This window comes from Escherichia sp. MOD1-EC6842, from assembly GCF_002965705.1.
Classification (GTDB): Bacteria; Pseudomonadota; Gammaproteobacteria; order Enterobacterales; family Enterobacteriaceae; genus Escherichia; species Escherichia ruysiae.
Window position 1 is genome coordinate 1 of sequence record NZ_PTRF01000021.1, and the last position, 18,812, is coordinate 18,812.

The 18,812-nt window shown below is 49.7% G+C and carries 27 protein-coding genes and 1 pseudogene; all 28 read left to right on the forward strand.

The annotated features are described in order from the left end of the window. Positions 1-361, forward strand: a 361-nt coding sequence (traM, locus tag A7Z29_RS19765; RefSeq protein WP_286135410.1) for a conjugal transfer relaxosome DNA-binding protein TraM, incomplete at its 5' end; no start/stop codon positions are given. A gap of 190 nt (positions 362-551) precedes the next feature. Further along, positions 552-1,238, forward strand: a complete 687-nt coding sequence (locus tag A7Z29_RS19770; protein WP_105290676.1) for a PAS domain-containing protein — start codon at positions 552-554, stop codon at positions 1,236-1,238. Positions 1,239-1,331: 93 nt separating this feature from the next. Further along, complete coding sequence (gene traY / locus A7Z29_RS19775) at positions 1,332-1,559, forward strand: conjugal transfer relaxosome protein TraY (RefSeq protein WP_032246093.1); 228 nt, start codon at positions 1,332-1,334, stop codon at positions 1,557-1,559. Positions 1,560-1,592: 33 nt separating this feature from the next. Then, the gene (traA, locus tag A7Z29_RS19780; protein WP_073535352.1) at positions 1,593-1,952 is read left to right on the forward strand and encodes a type IV conjugative transfer system pilin TraA; all 360 of its coding nucleotides are present in this window, start codon (positions 1,593-1,595) and stop codon (positions 1,950-1,952) included. Positions 1,953-1,966: 14 nt separating this feature from the next. Beyond that, entirely contained in the window at positions 1,967-2,278 is a 312-nt protein-coding gene (gene traL / locus A7Z29_RS19785; RefSeq protein WP_046201780.1) for a type IV conjugative transfer system protein TraL, read from the forward strand. 21 nt (positions 2,279-2,299) lie between these two features. Further along, on the forward strand, positions 2,300-2,866 hold the full coding sequence (gene traE, locus A7Z29_RS19790) for a type IV conjugative transfer system protein TraE (RefSeq protein WP_105290677.1): 567 nt from the start codon (positions 2,300-2,302) through the stop codon (positions 2,864-2,866). Further along, complete coding sequence (gene traK, locus A7Z29_RS19795) at positions 2,853-3,581, forward strand: type-F conjugative transfer system secretin TraK (protein WP_105290678.1); 729 nt, start codon at positions 2,853-2,855, stop codon at positions 3,579-3,581. The genes traE and traK overlap by 14 nt, the downstream gene beginning before the upstream one ends. Continuing rightward, positions 3,581-5,032 (forward strand): annotated as a pseudogene (gene traB, locus A7Z29_RS19800) (F-type conjugal transfer pilus assembly protein TraB); the annotation flags it as partial. The gene traK and the pseudogene traB, both read left to right, overlap by 1 nt. Further along, a complete protein-coding gene (gene traP / locus A7Z29_RS19805; RefSeq protein WP_105290680.1) occupies positions 5,025-5,585 on the forward strand; it encodes a conjugal transfer pilus-stabilizing protein TraP in 561 nt (186 codons plus the stop codon). The pseudogene traB and the gene traP, both read left to right, overlap by 8 nt. Further along, complete coding sequence (locus A7Z29_RS19810) at positions 5,524-5,790, forward strand: conjugal transfer protein TrbD (protein ID WP_105290681.1); 267 nt, start codon at positions 5,524-5,526, stop codon at positions 5,788-5,790. Before traP ends, A7Z29_RS19810 begins: the two co-directional genes overlap by 62 nt. After that, on the forward strand, positions 5,787-6,302 hold the full coding sequence (gene traV, locus A7Z29_RS19815) for a type IV conjugative transfer system lipoprotein TraV (RefSeq protein ID WP_105290682.1): 516 nt from the start codon (positions 5,787-5,789) through the stop codon (positions 6,300-6,302). The genes A7Z29_RS19810 and traV overlap by 4 nt, the downstream gene beginning before the upstream one ends. Positions 6,303-6,436: 134 nt before the next feature. Continuing rightward, the gene (traR, locus tag A7Z29_RS19820; protein WP_001756934.1) at positions 6,437-6,658 is read left to right on the forward strand and encodes a conjugal transfer protein TraR; all 222 of its coding nucleotides are present in this window, start codon (positions 6,437-6,439) and stop codon (positions 6,656-6,658) included. Continuing rightward, positions 6,651-7,124 carry a hypothetical protein gene (locus A7Z29_RS19825; RefSeq protein ID WP_105290683.1) on the forward strand — a complete coding sequence of 158 codons (474 nt, stop codon included), beginning with the start codon at positions 6,651-6,653 and terminating at the stop codon, positions 7,122-7,124. The genes traR and A7Z29_RS19825 overlap by 8 nt, the downstream gene beginning before the upstream one ends. A 79-nt stretch (positions 7,125-7,203) precedes the next feature. Next, positions 7,204-7,422 (forward strand): hypothetical protein, encoded by a 219-nt coding sequence (locus tag A7Z29_RS19830; protein WP_032250498.1) that lies wholly within the window; start codon positions 7,204-7,206, stop codon positions 7,420-7,422. Further along, entirely contained in the window at positions 7,419-7,823 is a 405-nt protein-coding gene (locus tag A7Z29_RS19835) for a hypothetical protein (RefSeq protein ID WP_105290684.1), read from the forward strand. The genes A7Z29_RS19830 and A7Z29_RS19835 overlap by 4 nt, the downstream gene beginning before the upstream one ends. Beyond that, entirely contained in the window at positions 7,820-8,182 is a 363-nt protein-coding gene (locus tag A7Z29_RS23305) for a hypothetical protein (RefSeq protein WP_123058425.1), read from the forward strand. The genes A7Z29_RS19835 and A7Z29_RS23305 overlap by 4 nt, the downstream gene beginning before the upstream one ends. A gap of 131 nt (positions 8,183-8,313) precedes the next feature. Continuing rightward, complete coding sequence (gene traC, locus A7Z29_RS19845; protein ID WP_105290685.1) at positions 8,314-10,944, forward strand: type IV secretion system protein TraC; 2,631 nt, start codon at positions 8,314-8,316, stop codon at positions 10,942-10,944. Continuing rightward, a complete protein-coding gene (trbI, locus tag A7Z29_RS19850; protein WP_105290686.1) occupies positions 10,941-11,327 on the forward strand; it encodes a type-F conjugative transfer system protein TrbI in 387 nt (128 codons plus the stop codon). The genes traC and trbI overlap by 4 nt, the downstream gene beginning before the upstream one ends. Next, the gene (gene traW, locus A7Z29_RS19855) at positions 11,324-11,956 is read left to right on the forward strand and encodes a type-F conjugative transfer system protein TraW (protein WP_105290687.1); all 633 of its coding nucleotides are present in this window, start codon (positions 11,324-11,326) and stop codon (positions 11,954-11,956) included. Before trbI ends, traW begins: the two co-directional genes overlap by 4 nt. Beyond that, positions 11,953-12,945 carry a conjugal transfer pilus assembly protein TraU gene (traU, locus tag A7Z29_RS19860; RefSeq protein WP_000830838.1) on the forward strand — a complete coding sequence of 331 codons (993 nt, stop codon included), beginning with the start codon at positions 11,953-11,955 and terminating at the stop codon, positions 12,943-12,945. Before traW ends, traU begins: the two co-directional genes overlap by 4 nt. Before the next feature lie 20 nt (positions 12,946-12,965). Next, a complete protein-coding gene (locus tag A7Z29_RS23425; RefSeq protein WP_157944807.1) occupies positions 12,966-13,145 on the forward strand; it encodes a hypothetical protein in 180 nt (59 codons plus the stop codon). Positions 13,146-13,562: 417 nt separating this feature from the next. Further along, on the forward strand, positions 13,563-14,084 hold the full coding sequence (locus tag A7Z29_RS19870) for a hypothetical protein (protein ID WP_105290689.1): 522 nt from the start codon (positions 13,563-13,565) through the stop codon (positions 14,082-14,084). Between the two features lie 26 nt (positions 14,085-14,110). Further along, the gene (gene trbC / locus A7Z29_RS19875) at positions 14,111-14,749 is read left to right on the forward strand and encodes a type-F conjugative transfer system pilin assembly protein TrbC (protein ID WP_123058426.1); all 639 of its coding nucleotides are present in this window, start codon (positions 14,111-14,113) and stop codon (positions 14,747-14,749) included. After that, positions 14,746-15,126: a hypothetical protein gene (locus A7Z29_RS19880; protein WP_053287535.1), complete on the forward strand. Its 381-nt coding sequence runs from the start codon at positions 14,746-14,748 to the stop codon at positions 15,124-15,126. The genes trbC and A7Z29_RS19880 overlap by 4 nt, the downstream gene beginning before the upstream one ends. Before the next feature lie 235 nt (positions 15,127-15,361). Beyond that, positions 15,362-17,266 carry a type-F conjugative transfer system mating-pair stabilization protein TraN gene (traN, locus tag A7Z29_RS19885; protein WP_286135416.1) on the forward strand — a complete coding sequence of 635 codons (1,905 nt, stop codon included), beginning with the start codon at positions 15,362-15,364 and terminating at the stop codon, positions 17,264-17,266. Positions 17,267-17,292: 26 nt separating this feature from the next. Continuing rightward, the gene (locus A7Z29_RS19890) at positions 17,293-17,550 is read left to right on the forward strand and encodes a conjugal transfer protein TrbE (RefSeq protein WP_123058427.1); all 258 of its coding nucleotides are present in this window, start codon (positions 17,293-17,295) and stop codon (positions 17,548-17,550) included. Then, entirely contained in the window at positions 17,543-18,286 is a 744-nt protein-coding gene (gene traF, locus A7Z29_RS19895; protein ID WP_123058428.1) for a type-F conjugative transfer system pilin assembly protein TraF, read from the forward strand. Before A7Z29_RS19890 ends, traF begins: the two co-directional genes overlap by 8 nt. A 13-nt stretch (positions 18,287-18,299) precedes the next feature. Continuing rightward, on the forward strand, positions 18,300-18,650 hold the full coding sequence (locus tag A7Z29_RS19900; protein ID WP_105290693.1) for a hypothetical protein: 351 nt from the start codon (positions 18,300-18,302) through the stop codon (positions 18,648-18,650). The last annotated feature ends 162 nt before the right edge of the window (positions 18,651-18,812 follow it).

Sequence of the window (18,812 nt, forward strand, 5' to 3'; positions counted from 1 at the left end):
CAGTGACGAAATTGTCTATAAAATAAATGAAATTGTGGAAAGAAGACGTGCAGAAGGAGCTAAAAGTACAGATGTAAGTTTCTCAAGCATATCCACTATGCTTCTCGAATTAGGGCTTCGTGTATATGAGGCTCAGATGGAGCGTAAAGAGTCAGCGTTCAATCAGGCTGAGTTTAATAAGGTGCTTCTTGAATGTGCGGTAAAAATACAGTCAACAGTTGCTAAGATTTTAGGTATTGAGTCACTAAGCCCTCATGTTTCCGGGAATCCAAAGTTTGAATATGCGAATATGGTCGAAGATATCAGGGAGAAGGTGTCATCTGAGATGGAGAGGTTCTTTCCAGAAAATGATGAGGAATAAAAAAGAATTAAAAGTTGATTTGCTTCAAATAACAGGATTTTGATCTGGTTCAATTTGATGACAATTAACCACATAAAGAGTATATTAATTATGTGGTTAATGCCACGTTAAAAATTTAGATTAAATCGCCAATGCAGGGAGTAGCAGCTCCCTGCATTGACTGTCCATAGAATCCTTAACGGAGGCTCCTATGTGTGCACTGGATCGTAGAGAAAGGCCACGTAACAGTCAATCTGTAAATAAATATATTCTGAGTGTTCAGGATATCTATCGTAACTCACCTGTTCCTGTCTGTGTTCGAAATCAGAATCGTAAAATACTTTATGCCAATGGTGCATTTATTGAGTTATTTTCAAAAGAAGATCAGCCCCTTTCGGGGGAAAGCTATATTCGTTATCAGGTTGAGGTTTATTTATCCTCTCTGGAGTTGGAGTGTCAGTCTCTTGGGCATGGTTCAGCTTTTTGTCGTCGCTTTAATTTTCATGGCGAAATCTATCAGATAAGAATGGAAAATATTTCTTTTGACAGTAATGAGTCAGTTGTTTTGTGGCAAATAAATTTGTTTCCTGACTATCCTTTTTTTCTGCAAAATGATTGTCTGAAAAAATTTGCTGTTGCGCATGATAAATTTTGGTTGAATGAACTCTCTCCTGGCACCTTAATTGTGTTTTCGATGTATATGCTTGGTGTTGGTCATGTAACAATTGCCAGGGAGTTAGGTATTACCATTCGTGCATCAGAGGACAGAATTAAACCGATGAAACGTAAAGTTAAAACCAGATATGCTAAGTTTGATCTTTTTAGAATATCTGTAATAACAAGTAATGAATTCACAAAATTAATTGATGTGATACGTGAATATTATAGTGTTAAGTAAAAGTTAAATAAGACACGCCATTTTTGGCGTGTTTTTTTTCGTCGATTTCTGTGCAATCATCCTCTTATTAGCCATTAAGAATGAGGTGAGTCTGTGAGGAGGCGGAACGCTAAAGCCGGTACAAGCAGAACAATTTCAGTTTATCTCGATGAAGATACAAATAACCGGCTTATCAGAGCAAAAGATCGGAGCGGAAGAAGTAAAACTATCGAAGTTCAGATTCGCCTGAGAGATCATCTGAAGCGATATCCGGATTTTTATAACGAAGAGATTTTCAGGGAGGTGCACGAAGAATCTGAGTCCACATTTAAAGAGCTTTAGGTTTTATTAATCCATCTACAATAGAGGTAACTTATGAATGCTATTTTGAGTGTTCAGGGTGCTTCTGCGCCCGTCAAAAAGAAATCGTCTTTCTTCTCTAAACTTAACCTGCTTCGCCTGGTGCGTGCGGTTGTTCCTGCTGCGGTGCTGATGATGTTCTTTCCGCAACTGGCGATGGCTGCCCAGGGGGGCGGTCAGGACCTGATGGCCGGGGGTAACGCCACCGTCAAGGCCACCTTCGGTAAAGACTCCAGTGCGGTGAAATGGGTGATTCTGGCGGAAGTTCTCGTCGGGGCCATCATGTACATGATGACCAAAAACGTTAAGTTCCTCGCCGGTTTTGCCATTATCTCCGTGTTTATTACCGTGGGTATGGCCGTCGTCGGTCTCTGACAGGAAATAACGTCATGTCGGGAGACGAGAATAAACTTAAAAAATATCGTTTCCCGGAAACACTGACCAACCAGAGCCGCTGGTTTGGCCTGCCGCTGGATGAACTTGTCCCCGCCGGAATATGTCTGGGCTGGGGGCTGATGACCTCAAAACAGATTTTTGGTATTGCTGCAGCGGTTCTGGTTTATATCGGGATTAAAAAACTGAAAAAAGGGCGGGGCAGTTCCTGGTTACGTGACCTGATTTACTGGTATATGCCAACAGCCCTGTTGCGCGGTATTTTTCATAATGTTCCCGATTCGTGTTTCCGGCAGTGGATTAAATAGAACTGATACCAGGATTATTCTATGGAACACGGTGCCCGTTTAAGTACCAGTCGTGTAATGGCCATCGCTTTTATATTTATGTCGGTGCTTATTGTTCTCAGCCTCGCCGTTAACGTTATTCAGGGAATAAATAACTACCGTCTTCAGAATGAGCAACGCACCGCCGTAACCCCAATGGGATTTAATGTGCCCTTTGCCGTGTCACAGAACAGTGCCGATGCCTCTTATTTACAGCAGATGGCGCTGTCATTTATTGCCCTCCGTCTGAATGTTTCATCAGAAACCGTCGATGCCTCACATCAGGCGCTTTTGCAATATATTCGTCCGGGTGCACAGAACCAGATGAAAGTTATTCTGGCTGAGGAAGCGAAGCGTATTAAAAACGATAACGTGAACTCCGCATTTTTTCAGACCAGTGTCCGTGTCTGGCCCCAGTATGGCCGTGTGGAAATTCGTGGTGTGCTTAAAACCTGGATTGGTGATTCAAAACCTTTTACTGATATCAAACATTACATCCTTATTCTGAAGCGGGAAAACGGGGTGACCTGGCTGGATAATTTCGGGGAAACAGACGATGAGAAAAAATAATACAGCAATAATATTCGGCGGCCTGTTTTTTTCCTGCAGCGTGATGGCCGGAGCCGGTACGCTGGCCCCCACCGTGGTGCCAATGGTGAACGGTGGTCAGGCCAGTATTGCCATCAGCAATACCAGCCCGAATCTGTTTACTGTTCCCGGTGACCGGATTATCGCCGTGAACAGTCTGGATGGTGCCCTGACCAATAATGAGCAGACCGCCTCCGGCGGTGTGGTGGTGGCCACCGTCAACAAAAAGCCCTTTACGTTCATTCTGGAAACAGAACGTTGTCTGAACCTTTCCATTCAGGCCGTTCCCCGTGAAGGCGCGGGGCGTACCATTCAGCTGGTCAGTGACCTGCGCGGAACCGGAGAAGAAGCCGGTGCGTGGGAAACGTCCACGCCTTACGAATCCCTGCTTGTGGCCATCAGCCAGGCCGTCCGTGGCGGAAAATTACCTGCAGGCTGGTATCAGGTGCCTGTGACAAAAGAAACCCTGCAGGCTCCGGCGGGGTTGTCTTCAGTGGCAGATGCCGTATGGACGGGGAATCACCTGAAGATGGTCCGCTTTGCCGTGGAAAATAAAACGCTGTCTGCCCTGAATATCCGGGAAAGTGATTTCTGGCAGCCGGGAACCCGTGCCGTGATGTTCAGTCAGCCTGCCAGCCAGTTACTGGCAGGTGCGCGCATGGATGTGTATGTCATCCGTGACGGGGAGGGCAACTGATGGCCAGTATCAATACCATTGTGAAACGCAAGCAGTACCTGTGGCTGGGGATTGTGGTTGTCGGTGCAGCCTCCGCGATTGGTGGTGCACTGTATCTGTCTGATGTGGACATGACCGGTAACGGTGAAACCGTGGCTGAACAGGAGCCTGTGCCGGATATGACCGGTGTGGTGGATACGACCTTTGATGACAAGGTGCGTCAGCATGCCACCACGGAGATGCAGGTGACGGCAGCGCAGATGCAGAAGCAGTATGAGGAAATCCGTCGCGAGCTGGATGTCCTGAACAAACAGCGCGGTGATGACCAGCGTCGTATTGAAAAGCTGGGACAGGATAATGCCGCCCTGGCAGAGCAGGTAAAAGCCCTGGGTGCAAATCCCGTCACCGCGACCGGAGAGCCTGTACCGCAGGCACCAGCCTCACCGCCCGGCCCGGAAGGCGAACCTCAGCCGGGTAATGTTCCGGCGACGTTCCCGCCGCAGGGCAGCGTTGCTGTTCCACCGCCGACGGCGTTTTATCCCGGTAATGGCGTCACGCCACCACCGCAGGTGACGTACAAGTCTGTGCCGGTACCTAACCGGATACAGCGTAAAACGTTCAGCTATGACGCTGGCACAAAGAAAGGCCCCTCCCTGCCGTATATCCCATCCGGGAGCTTTGCAAAATCCGTCCTGATTGAGGGGGCAGATGCCAATGCTTCTGTCACCGGCAATGAATCCACGGTACCGATGCAGCTGCGTATCACCGGCCTGGTGGAAATGCCGAACAGCAAGACGTATGACGCAACGGGATGTTTTGTGGGGCTGGAAGCCTGGGGGGATGTGTCCAGTGAGCGTGCCATTGTACGCACCCGCAATATCAGTTGCCTGAAGAACGGCAAAACCATTGATATGCCGATTAAGGGGCATGTCAGCTTCCGGGGCAAGAACGGTATCAAGGGCGAAGTGGTGATGCGTAACGGCAAAATCCTCGGCTGGGCATGGGGCGCGGGATTTGTTGACGGTATCGGTCAGGGAATGGAGCGTGCCTCCCAGCCGGCTGTCGGACTGGGTGCCACTGCTGCTTACGGGGCCGGTGACGTCCTTAAAATGGGTATCGGTGGCGGCGCATCGAAAGCGGCACAGACGCTCAGTGACTACTACATCAAACGTGCCGAACAGTATCACCCGGTGATACCGATTGGTGCGGGCAACGAAGTGACGGTGGTGTTCCAGGACGGCTTCCAGCTGAAAACCGTGGAAGAGATGGCGCTGGAGCAGTCACAGAGTACAGCGGAAGAGGGTAACCCGGAAAGCCCGGTGCCGAATCCGCCCACGGCAGAAAGCCACCTGAACGGTTTTAACACCGACCAGATGCTGAAACAGCTGGGCAACCTGAATCCGCAGCAGTTTATGTCCAAAGACAAGAACCCGCAGGATGGAGAAGCCGGCAAGGAGGGAGGAAATGGTGGGTAATTCGCTGACATTCCGTGCTGCGTTTGTCGTTCGCTGGCTGCTGTGGGCCGTCAGGTTTGTGATTATCTGGCCGCTGGCGACAATGGCCCTGATGGCGTTATTTGTTTTATGGAAGGACAACACCACGCCGGGGAAATTACTGGTTCAGGAAATTGACTTCGCAAGACAAACAGCCCCTGCCGGGCAGTTTCCTGTAAGAGAATGTCTGCCTTCTCTGCATGATCTTCCAGGAGCAGAAGAGAAAATCTGCCGTTACCGTAATGTTGGGGGCGCAGAGTATGCCCGGGAAACTGACCGGTCACTGATGCAACTGTTCACCGCATTCTGGGCAACGCTGGCACTGATGTATATGTCGTTTGCGGCAGGCACTGGAAAATATCCGATGTGGCCCGGAAAAATGAAATGTGTCCGGGTGGCAACAGCAGATGAGCGTCTGAAGGATGTTCTTTCAGAAGACACTTCCCTGCCGGGAAAAATCAGGAAATGCCATGTTTATTTCCCTGATGACAGAACAATCAGAAATAACGGAGATAAAAATGAACATGCGTAATATTATTAAAAGCAGTCCTCAATCACTGCCGCACAATTTTAATATAGCCGCTGTCGGTGTGATGAAGAAGGGGATGTCGATGAGTTTATTTTCTTCTCCGGGGCATATTATGGTTGTCGGACAAACCTGTGCGGGGAAAGCAAATCTGACTGCAGAGTTAATTTCTGCTGTTGTAGGGAATAATAAAAAAGGAGAAGGGCAATGAAAAAGATTTCTTTATTTATTCCTCTGCTGGGGACGTTATTACTTTCCGGCTGCGCCGGAACGAACTCTGATTTTGAGTGTGATGCCACCACGTCAGATACCTGTATGACGATGGAGCAGGCCAACGAGAAGGCCAAAAAGCTGGAACAGCCTGCAGATGCAAAGCCGGCTGCGGCATCACTGCCGCGCCTGGCTGAAGGGAACTTCCGGACAACCACGGTGCGGGCCGCCAGCACGGCCAGTCCATCCGGCAGCGGGCCTGTAGTGACTGCACTTCCGGAGCAGAAACTGCTGGCACCACGCCCGCTGTTTACCGCTGCCCGGGAAGTGAAAACGGTTGTTCCGGTCAGTTCAGTTGCGCCGGTAACACCTCCCCGTCCGCTAAGAACGGGTGAGCAGACGGCAGCATTATGGATAGCGCCTTATATTGATAATCAGGATGTTTATCATCAACCATCCAGCGTGTTTTTTGTTATTAAACCGTCTGCGTGGGGAAAACCACGCATTAATTAACTGGCCCTGAAGTTGTATATCAGCCAGCAATGCCGGCGGGCTTTCTGTATTCAAAATCTGCCTGTAAAACGAGTGCCCTGTGCGTGAAAAGGGATGGGCGGTAGCGTGTCAGAACATGTCGGGAGGAATATTCCGTGAGTGATGAAGCCGATGAAGCATATTCAGTGACAGAACAACTGACCATGACAGGAATAAACCGGATACGCCAGAAAATAAATGTTCATGGTATTCCTGTTTATCTCTGTGAGGCATGCGGAAATCCTGTTCCGGAAGCCCGGCGGAAAATATTTCCCGGTGTGACGTTGTGCGTTGAATGTCAGGCGTATCAGGAAAGGCAGAGGAAACACTATGCATAAATCAGAAGCTGAAAAAATAGATTCTATTCTGGATGAACATCAACAGATATATCGCAGACAGAACCGAATATATAACATCCTGGCGTTTTGTGCGTATATTGCATGGATTCCCTGTATTATTGCTGCGTTCGGCGTTGATGGTATATATCTGAAAATCCTGTTTGCGGTCCTTGCCTGCTGTGGTGCGGTAGGGTGTTTTATTTGTTGTCTCACTCTCCTGCCGGAATCACTCATGGTTCTCAGCCGTCAGAGCCTGCTTCAGCTTATGCGTCTGACTGAAGAGGTACCGGATGCGAGACAGGAACTGCTTAACCGTCTGCTGTCCGGTAAAAAACTGACTGGTCGGGATGAAAAGGATATCCGGCGTCTCTGGCAGGAGAAAGTGGATGCAATGCAGGCGTCTGCCACCCGTCAGCGTGAACAGGATACCATCCGGAAGTTTACTAAAGAGAATAAATCCGAATGAGAATCTGCAGTGTTTTATGACCTCATAAGTTAACTGAAGGGATATTCAGTGATTAATATATAAGCGGAGGTAATAAAGAATGCATACCTTTATTTTTCTTGTGCTGATGAAAAATGTTGGCGGTGGTGGTATCTGGAATATTACACCCATGCCAAATACGGATGTATGTGTACAGATCCTTCGGAGAATAGAAGCGCGTGGAGGCAGGGGCTTAGGAAATACAGGGGAGTGTATTGAAGTTAAAACAAATGAACCTTTGAACAACGTGATGGAAACACTGAATGGTGGTGGGCAATGAGTGCTTACTACTTCGAAGGAAATAATATCGACTGGTTTATATGCTTGTGCCTCTTTCTTGTGGTTATCTGTGTTGTTAACGCACTGGCTATGTTTGTTATCCCTGAAAAATTCAGCCTGCAGGTTAGCAGAGGAAAAACATTAATTTGTAGTGTGCTTATTGGAGGTTTTTCTTTTATTACGCTTATTGTGTTCGCCAGTCAGTCATTCACGATGGATGAACTGGACGTAGGGAAATACTGGAAAAATGACTGTAAGCTTCTGGAGGTGAATATACCGACAGACACATTTACTGAACCGGTTAATAAACTGGAGTGTGCCGGAGTCATCGTTAATGTGCCAGTGGCTCAGTATGAGGAGTATATCCGACAGTGGGAATTATATAAGGCTAAAATGAAATGAAGTCGATATATTTAAAATCTGTTCTGGCTTTTATATTTGTTGGTGTTATGGCTATGTTGATATGTGGTCTTTTCTACAATGATTACCTTGAGCAACAACCTGCAACACCAGAACAACTGACAGAAATTGCTCAGGATACCCCCTGTGCAGCAGAAGCATTTAAGGAAGCTATTACGTCTGACACCTCTGATTATCAGCCTGAACCTTTAAGTCTTGGTAAGGCAAAAGAGCTTGCATCAGAATGTAGAAATGAAAACGAAATGGCAGAGGCGCGACGGGTAAGAAAAAATGAGCGCAATAAAATACGCGAAAAACAACTTCAGGCATTAAGTGATGCTGATTCAGTAAAGGAACGTTAATTGTAATCCTGGTTTCCTGTTAAAAGCCTCCATCTCTTATTTGTGCTGTGGTTTTAAGAATGGCACTGCGTGATATATCCACGGTCACAGACTGATATTTTCCTTTTTTAAACGCACTAAGGAATACTCATATGAGTAATAACCCACTTGAGGCCGTCACTCAGGCGGTTAACTCCCTCGTCACAGCACTGAAACTGCCTGACGAATCAGCAAAGGCCAATGAAATTCTTGGCGAAATGAGTTTCCCGCAGTTCAGCCGCCTGCTGCCGTACCGCGATTACAACCAGGAATCCGGTCTGTTCATGAATGACACCACGCTGGGATTTATGCTGGAAGCCACGCCCATTAACGGTGCAAATGAGACCATTGTGGAAGCCCTCGACCACATGCTGCGCACCAAACTGCCGCGCGGTATTCCGTTGTGTATCCATCTGATGTCCAGTCAGCTGGTTGGTGACAGGATTGAGTACGGGCTGCGTGAGTTCTCCTGGTCTGGCGAACAGGCCGAACGCTTTAATGCCATTACCCGTGCCTACTATATGAACGCGGCTGAGACACAGTTTCCGCTGCCGGAAGGGATTAACCTGCCGCTGACTCTGCGTCACTACCGGGTATTCTTCTCGTACTGTTCTCCTTCGAAGAAAAAAAGCCGGGCAGACATTCTGGAAATGGAAAACCTGGTGAAAATTATCCGGGCCTCACTGCAGGGGGCTCGTATCGCCACGCAGACGGTGGATGCGCAGGCCTTTATCGATATTGTCGGGGAGATGATTAACCATAATCCGGACTCCCTGTACCCGAAAAGACGTCAGCTGGACCCGTATTCTGATCTGAATTATCAGTGTGTGGAGGACAGTTTTGACCTCAAGGTCCGGGCGGATTACCTGACGCTGGGGCTGCGTGAGAACGGCAGGAACAGTACGGCCCGTATTCTGAATTTCCATCTGGCCCGTAACCCGGAAATCGCCTTCCTGTGGAACATGGCCGACAACTACAGCAACCTGCTGAACCCGGAAATGTCCATCTCCTGTCCGTTCATCCTGACGCTGACTCTGGTGGTGGAAGACCAGGTGAAAACCCACAGCGAAGCCAACCTGAAGTACATGGACCTGGAGAAAAAGTCGAAAACCTCCTATGCCAAATGGTTTCCGTCCGTGGAGAAAGAGGCGAAGGAGTGGGGGGAGCTGCGTCAGCGGCTGGGCTCCGGTCAGTCTTCTGTCGTGTCCTACTTCCTCAACATCACAGCCTTCTGCAAGGACAACAATGAAACGGCGCTGGAAGTGGAGCAGGACATTCTGAACAGCTTTCGTAAAAACGGTTTTGAGCTGATTTCACCGCGCTTTAACCACATGCGCAATTTCCTGACCTGCCTGCCCTTTATGGCCGGGAAAGGGCTGTTTAAACAGCTGAAAGAGGCCGGTGTGGTTCAGCGCGCAGAGAGCTTTAATGTTGCCAACCTGATGCCGTTAGTGGCGGATAACCCCCTGACACCGGCAGGTCTGCTGGCACCCACCTACCGTAACCAGCTGGCGTTTATCGATATCTTCTTTAAGGGGATGAATAACACCAACTATAACATGGCAGTCTGTGGCACCTCCGGGGCCGGTAAAACCGGGCTGATACAGCCCCTTATCCGCAGCGTGCTGGACTGCGGGGGCTTTGCTGTGGTGTTCGACATGGGGGATGGCTACAAGTCCCTGTGTGAGAACATGGGGGGCGTATATCTGGACGGTGAAACCCTGCGCTTTAACCCGTTTGCGAACATCACCGATATTGACCAGTCAGCGGAGCGTGTCCGTGACCAGCTGTCGGTGATGGCCAGCCCCAACGGTAACCTGGACGAAGTGCATGAAGGTCTGTTGCTGCAGGCCGTCAGGGCATCATGGCTGGCCAAAGAGAACAGGGCACGTATTGATGACGTGGTGGATTTCCTGAAAAACGCCAGTGACAGCGAGCAGTATGCCGAGTCACCGACCATCCGCAGCCGCCTGGATGAAATGATTGTGCTGCTTGACCAGTACACTGCCAACGGCACCTACGGTCGGTATTTCAACTCTGATAAGCCGTCCCTGCGGGATGATGCGAAAATGGTGGTTCTGGAGCTGGGCGGACTGGAAGACCGTCCGTCACTGCTGGTTGCGGTGATGTTCTCCCTGATTATCTATATCGAGAACAGGATGTACCGCACGCCGCGTACTCTCAAAAAACTGAACGTCATTGATGAAGGCTGGCGCCTGCTGGACTTCAAAAATCGTAAAGTCGGTGAGTTTATTCAAAAAGGCTACCGTACTGCCCGCCGTCATACCGGTGCCTATATCACCATTACACAGAACATCGTCGACTTTGACTCTGACAAGGCCTCCAGTGCGGCCCGTGCCGCATGGGGTAACTCCTCCTACAAAATAATCCTCAAACAGAGTGCGAAGGAGTTCGCGAAATATAACCAGTTATTCCCGGACCAGTTCCTGCCCCTGCAGCGCGACATGATTGGCAAGTTTGGTGCGGCCAAAGACCAGTGGTTCAGTTCCTTCCTGCTGCAGGTGGAAAACCACTCCTCCTGGCACCGTCTGTTTGTGGACCCGCTAAGCCGTGCCATGTACAGCTCTGACGGTCCGGACTTTGAATTTGTGCAGCAGAAGCGTCAGGAGGGCCTGAGCATTCACGAGGCGGTGTGGCAGCTGGCGTGGAAGAAGTCAGGCCCGGAGATGGCTTCGCTGGAAGCCTGGCTGGAAGAACATGAGAAATACAGGAGTGTTGTATGACCACAACGCAAAAAACGACTGATGTGACAGCCCGTCGACGCAGCCACTGGTGGTGGGCGGTGCCGGGATGCCTGGCAATGGTGTTACTGAACGCAGCCGTCAGTTACGGCATTGTCAGACTGAACGCACCGGTGACTGTCGCCTTCAATATGAAACAGACCGTGGATGCGTTTTTTGACAGCGCCAGTCAGAAACAACTGTCAGAAGCACAGTCAAAAGCCCTTTCAGCGCGTTTTAACACGGCACTGGAAGCCAGCCTGCAGGCGTGGCAGCAGAAGCACCACGCGGTCATTCTGGTGTCGCCCGCCGTGGTACAGGGAGCACCGGATATAACCCGGGAAATTCAGCAGGATATTGCCCGGCGCATGAGGACTGAACCGTGAAATGCCGGGGCCTGATTGCCCTGCTGATATGGGGGCAGAGTGTCGCAGCGGCTGATCTTGGCACCTGGGGCGATCTGTGGCCGGTGCAGGAGCAGGACATGCTGACGGTGATCATGCAGCGCCTGACGGCACTGGAGCAGTCCGGTGAGATGGGCCGGAAAATGGATGCGTTTAAGGAGCGGGTGATCCGTAACAGCCTGCGGCCCCCTGCCGTGCCCGGAATCGGATGCACGGAAAAATACAGCAGCCGGTTGTTTGATCCGTCTGTCAGACTGGCTGCGGATATCCGGGATAACGAAGGACGTATCTTCGCCCGCCAGGGGGAGGTGATGAACCCGCTGCAGTATGTGCCTTTCAACCAGACGCTGTATTTCATCAACGGCGATGATCCGGCGCAGGTGGCCTGGATGAAACGCCAGACGCCTCCCACACTGGAGAGCAAAATTATCCTCGTGCAGGGCAGTATTCTGGAAATGCAGAAAACGCTGGACAGCCGTGTTTACTTTGACCAGAACGGTGTGCTCTGCCAGCGCCTCGGCATCGATCAGGTCCCGGCACGGGTGAGTGCCGTTCCCGGCGCTCGCTTCCTGAAGGTGGAATTTATTCCGGCAGAGGAGAGCAGAAAATGAAGCGAAGCCTGTGGCTGCTGATGTTATTTCTTCTCGCCGGTCATGTCCCTGCGGCGTCTGCGGATTCTGCCTGTGAGGGGCGTTTTGTAAACCCGATCACGGATATCTGCTGGAGCTGTATTTTCCCGCTCTCGCTGGGCAGTATCAAAGTCAGTCAGGGTAAGGTCCCCGACACGGCGAACCCGTCGATGCCCATTCAGATTTGTCCGGCACCGCCGCCGCTGTTCAGGCGTATCGGGCTGGCCATTGGTTACTGGGAGCCGATGGCACTGACGGACGTCACCCGGTCACCGGGATGTATGGTGAACCTGGGCTTCAGCCTGCCGGCTTTTGGTAAAACGGCACAGGGAACGGCGAAAAAGGATGAGAAGCAGGTGAACGGGGCGTTCTATCACGTTCACTGGTACAAATACCCGCTGACGTACTGGCTTAACATCATCACATCGCTGGGCTGTCTGGAAGGTGGTGACCTGGATATCGCTTATCTTTCTGAAATTGACCCCACCTGGACGGACAGCAGCCTGACCACCATTCTCAATCCGGAAGCTGTCATCTTTGCCAATCCGATAGCCCAGGGGGCCTGTGCAGCAGATGCGATTGCCAGCGCCTTTAATATGCCTCTCGATGTTCTGTTCTGGTGTGCCGGTTCGCAGGGAAGTATGTACCCGTTCAATGGCTGGGTGAGTAATGAGTCCAGTCCGTTGCAGTCCTCCCTGCTGGTCAGTGAACGCATGGCATTCAAGCTGCACCGTCAGGGCATGATTATGGAAACCATCGGGAAAAATAACGCCGTCTGTAATGAATATCCGTCCCCAATCCTGCCCAAAGAACGCTGGCGTTATCAGATGGTGAATATGTATCCGGACAGCGGGCAGTGCCATCCGTTCGGGCGGAGTGTGATGCGCTGGGAGACGGGGAAAAATCCGCCCAATACAAAGAAAAACTTCGGCTACCTGATGTGGCGTAAACGTAACTGTGTATTTTTATAACCCTGACAAGAAAAGGATAAATGATGGAAAAAGAACAGAAACAATGTGGCCTGCAGCTCCCCTTGCATCAGGATGTATATCTCCCTGTACCCCGTGACACTTTCAGTATGGAGAAAAAGGTAATAACAGCAGAGCAATACAGAGACTGGCAATTAATTGCCGCCAGACTCAGAAAAAAGATAAACAGAGAAAGACGCTAATCAACAATCTTCGTTGTGTCTGGTATGGCGTCAGTTATCAATAAGAGGAGCGTTTATGAAGGTGGTGGTAATAAGAAATAAGCACGCAGAGGGCTTCAGGAAAATATGTCTTCTGTTTATCCGGTTAACGAGTAATGTATTAAAATTGTTCCCTTTTACTATGGTGATGTGCTCTGTGGTGTGGTTTTATTTTTGCCCTGAACATATTGTTAATGACTGGCACTATGCAGATACACTGGAAAAAATCGGGCTTGTCAGACTGTATCTGAAGACGGTTTTTATTCTGACAGTGGTGAGCGTTATTTTCTCGTATCTTTCGTCAGATAAGTTTATGCCTGTTAAGCGCGGGAAATGAGTCTGGCGGTTCTCATAAATATAACAGTATGTGCATGTGTACAATATAAGTGAAGGTGCCTTATGAGTTTTTTCTCATTTTTACGAAAGATAAGTAATAAAGAAAAAGGGGTTTTTATCAGTGAGGAGCGGTGGTTCGCCCTGCTGGAAAAGGTGAGTGCTTTTGATGAGGTCAGACAATGGGCTGAAAGTCATGGTGGAGCATATTATCCTCTGCTGGAGTGCCGTCGGCTTACAGACAGTGAAGATGTCAGGAAATCAGAGGATATACTGAACCGACTGGAGTTTATCGACAGAAGGTTTCAGGAGTTCATCAGTATTATGTCTGAACATATTCGCGGTAATAAATTTAAAGACAGGTGGGAGAGTGAATTGTCTGAATATCCACCGGGAAAAATATACCAGGTCCGGAGAGAGGGAGACCATCTGTCATTAAAAAATTACGGTGATGATATTACCTTGGACAGAGATACCTCCGTGGCTACGGTGCAGATTACTGTCAGCAGAAAATGCATTACTCAGGAAGAAATGGATGAGTTATATGCTTTATCTGAAAAACTGAAAGAAAAGTGCGCCGGTAATTAAATTATATCACTATGCCGGGAGATGATATGAGCCGGAAAATATTTGTACTTTTTGCCCTGACCACAGGACTGTTTATTTCTGCCCATGCTTCGGAAAACGTGAATACGCCCGAAAACCGCCAGTTCCTGAAGCAGCAGGAAACACTGAGTCAGCAGTTACGTGAAAAGCCGGACACACAGTTGCAGGCATGGGCAGAGCAGCAGGTCAGGGCGAATCCCCTTCAGCATTCCGATAACCAGTTTCTCGATGAACTGGTCCGCAGGCAGCAGGCGGCTCAGAAAGACAAACCACAGCAGGGCGCCGTGTACTTTGTGTCCTTCTCCATTCCGGAAGAGGGGCTGAAGCGGATGCTGGAGGAAACCCGGCACTACGGTATCCCGGCCACACTGCGGGGCATGGTGAACAATGACCTGAAGACCACCGCTGAAGCCGTGTTGTCGCTGGTAAAAGACGGCGCGACTGATGGTGTTCAGATCGACCCGACGCTGTTTTCACAGTACGGCATTCGCAGTGTACCGGCACTGGTGGTGTTCTGCAGTCAGGGATACGACATCATCCGGGGAAACCTGCGGGTCGGCCAGGCGCTGGAGAAAGTGGCCGCCACGGGTGACTGCCGGCAGGTGGCCCGGACGTTGCTGAATAACCCCGGAGATAAACAAAAATGACTTTACCTGCCGGGTATTATCAGATTGATCCGGAGATCCGTGCACTGGTGGCCGCGATGAACATTTACGGCTTCCGTACATATGCTTCCTGTCAGGGACATGGTTTCCCTGTTACAAAGCTGCCTCCTTATATTGCCTTTGCCTGTCCGGTAAAAATGGCTGCCCTTCTTGAGCAGCGACTGCGGCAGGATGCTGAATCAGCAATACCACGTCTGACATGGGGATGGTCGGTGAAGGGGGCTTTTAACAGTGAGTTTCAGCTCTGTTTCAGGCTTCAGCCCGATGCCCCTCATTACTGGTATAACCGGTATTGTCGTCACTCGTTATGTGCCGATTTCAGAACACTGATATCGTTACTGAAGTCGTTATCTGAGTAGTAATCCCGGTACGTCAAGAAGCCCCATGTACCATAATCCGCCAGCAATAATAATAGCCGTAATAAACAGCCCTGCAAACCACTGGTAAAAGCGATCGCTGCGCCGTTTTTTTCCAAAAGGGTCCGTTGAGCTGCAATTCCCGCACGTTGTGGCTGTTCGACTTAATGCTTTACCACAATCAACACAGTTCTGAAGTTGAGATGACATCACTTCATTCTCCAGTATGGTTCAGGTTATGAAAGAAAAGATAAATACCTTTTTCAGGTCTCTGAATTTTAATTATTCCGTAAAGTCGTGCAATCTTTGTGCAATTGTTTTTTTTCTGAGCTTTTCTGTGTTTGCTGACAGCAACAGTGATTACCGGGCTGGTTCTGATTTTGCTCACCAGATCAAAGGACAGGGAAGCAGCAGTATTCAGGGCTTTAAGCCACAGGAGAGTATCCCCGGCTATGACGCGAATCCGGACGAGACAAAATATTACGGTGGTGTGACTGCTGGCGGGGATGGCGGCCTGAAAAATGACGGCACCACGGAATGGGCGACCGGTGAAACCGGAAAAACTATCACAGAGTCATTCATGAACAAGCCGAAAGACATTCTTTCACCGGATGCGCCGTTTATCCAGACCGGCAGGGATGTGGTGAACCGGGCTGACAGCATTGTGGGAAACACCGGGCAGCAGTGCAGTGCGCAGGAGATAAACCGCAGTGAATTCACAAACTATACCTGTGAGTGGGACACGATGGTGGAGGAGTACTGCACACGGACTGCCAGTATCACCGGGGACTGGAAATACACGGATGAATATCGTGAGGTGACGATACCGCACTCACAGTTCCGGTTCAGTATGAACGGGCTGAAACTGGTGTTCAGTGTCACGGCTCCGGTAACCGGTACAGTGGAAAGTGCATCATTGTCTGTATACGCCGCTTTTTTCTTCCTGAATTCTCGTTATACCTTCATGAATTCGACGTTCAATGTTGGCCTGGTAAACGGGCAGTCGGGTACTTTCCCCTTGTCCGGGGCGACAGGTTTGCAGGTGACACAGGGGCAGGTACTGACCGGCAGTGGCTGTACTGCTAACGGTAACTGTCTTTCTGGCGGGAACGGTGACCGACAGGTTTATGAGAAACTGGCCAGCGGCGCGTCCACCTTTACGCTGAAACTCAGGATGAAGGTCCGTGATAAAGAATGGGTTCCACGGGTGGAGTGGGTGGAGAGTTGTCCGTTTAATAAAGCGGATGGCGTGCTGAAAGGCACTGAGTGTTCAGAGCCGGGGGGGACGAAAACAGGTGTGATGGAAGGTAAACCCTGGAGCATCACACAGGCGTGCTGGGCATACCGGGATAAATATGTCACACAGTCCGCAGATAATGGTACCTGTCAGAAATATGTCGATAATCCGGCCTGTACGCTGGCCTCACGTCAGTGCGCGTTTTATTCCGATGAGGGAACCTGTCTGCATGAGTATGCCACGTATTCCTGCGAGTCAAAAACATCCGGGAAAGTGATGATCTGTGGTGGTGATGTCTTCTGCCTTGATGGTGAATGTGATAAGGCACAGAGCGGAAAAAGCAGTGATTTTGGTGAGGCAGTATCACAGCTGGCTGCGCTTGCCGCCGCAGGTAAGGATGTTGCCGCCCTGAATGGTGTGGATGTCAGGGCTTTCACGGGCGAGGCGAAATTCTGCCGTAAGGCCGCAGCCGGCTTCAGTAACTGCTGTAAGGATGGTGGCTGGGGTCAGGATGTGGGGCTGGCGAAGTGCAACAGTGAAGAAAAGGCACTGGGAAAGGCAAAGGACAACAAACTGACGGTGAGTGTGGGCGAGTTCTGTTCGAAAAAGGTGCTGGGTGTCTGCCTGCAGAAAAAGCGCAGCTACTGCCAGTTTGATTCGAAGCTGGCGCAGATAGTCCAGCAGCAGGGGCGTAACGGGCAGTTGCGTATCGGGTTTGGCAGCGCCAAAAGTCCTGACTGCCGTGGAATAACCGTGGATGAACTGCAGCGTATTAAGTTCGACCAGCTGGACTTCACTAACTTCTACGAAGACCTGATGAATAACCAGAAAATCCCGGACAGTGGCGTTCTGACGGAGAAAGTGAAAGAACAGATTGCTGACCAGCTGAAACAGGCAGGACAGTAAGGTATGGAAAATAACCGGGGAAAATGATGAAGGTCATATTCACGTCGAACCGTTTTATTGATTTTCTTATCCGACTTTTGATTACAGCGATTGTCATTTCCCCGGTAATTATCTGGTCGTGGGATACGGTAAAAGAAACCACGGCAGGCGGGATGCTTGCTGCTGCTTTCGTTATCCTTTACTCCGGTGTGCTCCTGTTTATTCTGTATCTTTGTTTTTCTGCCCTGACTGACCTGCAGAAACCTGATGAAAGAAAAAATGATGAAAGGAATGAAGATGAATAAAGCATTACTGCCACTGTTACTCTGCTGCTTTATTTTTCCGGCGTCAGGGAAAGATGCGGGCTGGCAGTGGTATAACGAAAAGATGAAACAGCCGGAGCCGGAAAATAAACCCGCACCTGCAGTTCCCCGTCAGGAGCCGGATATTATGCAGAAACTGGCCGCGCTGCAGACGGCAACAAAGCGGGCGCTGTACGAAGCCATTCTGTATCCCGGCGTGGATAATTTTGTGAAATATTTCCGTCTGCAGAATTACTGGACTCAGCAGGCCGGGCTTTTCACCATGAGTGCCAAAAAGGCCATGCTGGCACATCCCGAACTGGACTATAACCTGCAGTACAGCCATTACAATGGCACGGTACGGAACCAGCTGGCTGCAGACCAGGCGCAGCAGCGACAGGCGATTGCCAGACTGGCAGAGCATTACGGCATTATGTTTTTTTACCGGGGTCAGGACCCCATCGACGGGCAGCTGGCACAGGTCATTAATGGCTTCCGGGATACGTATGGGCTGAGTGTTATTCCCGTTTCCGTGGATGGCGTGATTAATCCACTGTTGCCGGATTCCCGGACTGACCAGGGGCAGGCGCAGCGCCTCGGCGTGAAATATTTCCCGGCCATGATGCTGGTTGACCCGAAGCAGGGCCGTGTTCGCCCGTTATCATACGGCTTTATTTCGCAGGACGACCTGGCAAAACAGTTCCTGAACGTTTCTGAAGACTTTAAACCGAATTTTTAAAGAGGTCGTGTAAATGAATTTTATTTCTTTATGGCCTTTATTGCTGGCCCAGGTGACAGTCATGTCACTGACAGTGATTTTCCTTGCCGCTGACAGGCGTTTTTTTTCATGGGACTGTTTTGTTGTTTGCGCCCTGTCCATGATGATGGCAGAAGGTATTGTTATTATGAAATATGAACTGTGGTATATCCCTCCTGCCCTGCAGGGTCTGGCAGGAGTGTTGTCATGGTTGCTGCTGCTACTCCATACAGGATATTTTTCAGGCATATCAGAAGGAGTGCATAAGCGTTTGTGGCTCGCTGTTGCCGCAGTGTTTTCTGGTGCAGGAATGATTATATTCTACTGGTTGGTCCATGCATCATAAAGCATAACAAAATAACGGGATGTTAATGTGAAAAACAAACACATCCAGAGAGTGAGTATAAAAATGGATAGCTTTTTTCTGATTTTTTGTAATAGGCTAAGATAATTTATTATAGAAGTAATCACCCATAATTCAATACAAATGATTGTTAAAATGAAAACA

Coding starts and splice junctions, on each gene's coding strand:
- traC (WP_105290685.1), top strand. CDS start 8,314: ATGAGTAATAACCCACTTGAGGCCGTCACTCAGGCGGTTAACTCCCTC.
- A7Z29_RS19880 (WP_053287535.1), top strand. CDS start 14,746: ATGACTTTACCTGCCGGGTATTATCAGATTGATCCGGAGATCCGTGCA.
- traF (WP_123058428.1), top strand. CDS start 17,543: ATGAATAAAGCATTACTGCCACTGTTACTCTGCTGCTTTATTTTTCCG.
- traN (WP_286135416.1), top strand. CDS start 15,362: ATGAAAGAAAAGATAAATACCTTTTTCAGGTCTCTGAATTTTAATTAT.
- A7Z29_RS23305 (WP_123058425.1), top strand. CDS start 7,820: ATGAAGTCGATATATTTAAAATCTGTTCTGGCTTTTATATTTGTTGGT.
- traP (WP_105290680.1), top strand. CDS start 5,025: ATGGTGGGTAATTCGCTGACATTCCGTGCTGCGTTTGTCGTTCGCTGG.
- A7Z29_RS19825 (WP_105290683.1), top strand. CDS start 6,651: ATGCATAAATCAGAAGCTGAAAAAATAGATTCTATTCTGGATGAACAT.
- A7Z29_RS19900 (WP_105290693.1), top strand. CDS start 18,300: ATGAATTTTATTTCTTTATGGCCTTTATTGCTGGCCCAGGTGACAGTC.
- traA (WP_073535352.1), top strand. CDS start 1,593: ATGAATGCTATTTTGAGTGTTCAGGGTGCTTCTGCGCCCGTCAAAAAG.
- A7Z29_RS23425 (WP_157944807.1), top strand. CDS start 12,966: ATGATGGAAAAAGAACAGAAACAATGTGGCCTGCAGCTCCCCTTGCAT.
- A7Z29_RS19830 (WP_032250498.1), top strand. CDS start 7,204: ATGCATACCTTTATTTTTCTTGTGCTGATGAAAAATGTTGGCGGTGGT.
- A7Z29_RS19890 (WP_123058427.1), top strand. CDS start 17,293: ATGAAGGTCATATTCACGTCGAACCGTTTTATTGATTTTCTTATCCGA.
- traL (WP_046201780.1), top strand. CDS start 1,967: ATGTCGGGAGACGAGAATAAACTTAAAAAATATCGTTTCCCGGAAACA.
- A7Z29_RS19835 (WP_105290684.1), top strand. CDS start 7,419: ATGAGTGCTTACTACTTCGAAGGAAATAATATCGACTGGTTTATATGC.
- traK (WP_105290678.1), top strand. CDS start 2,853: ATGAGAAAAAATAATACAGCAATAATATTCGGCGGCCTGTTTTTTTCC.
- A7Z29_RS19770 (WP_105290676.1), top strand. CDS start 552: ATGTGTGCACTGGATCGTAGAGAAAGGCCACGTAACAGTCAATCTGTA.
- traU (WP_000830838.1), top strand. CDS start 11,953: ATGAAGCGAAGCCTGTGGCTGCTGATGTTATTTCTTCTCGCCGGTCAT.
- traV (WP_105290682.1), top strand. CDS start 5,787: ATGAAAAAGATTTCTTTATTTATTCCTCTGCTGGGGACGTTATTACTT.
- trbI (WP_105290686.1), top strand. CDS start 10,941: ATGACCACAACGCAAAAAACGACTGATGTGACAGCCCGTCGACGCAGC.
- A7Z29_RS19810 (WP_105290681.1), top strand. CDS start 5,524: ATGTTTATTTCCCTGATGACAGAACAATCAGAAATAACGGAGATAAAA.
- traE (WP_105290677.1), top strand. CDS start 2,300: ATGGAACACGGTGCCCGTTTAAGTACCAGTCGTGTAATGGCCATCGCT.
- A7Z29_RS19870 (WP_105290689.1), top strand. CDS start 13,563: ATGAGTTTTTTCTCATTTTTACGAAAGATAAGTAATAAAGAAAAAGGG.
- trbC (WP_123058426.1), top strand. CDS start 14,111: ATGAGCCGGAAAATATTTGTACTTTTTGCCCTGACCACAGGACTGTTT.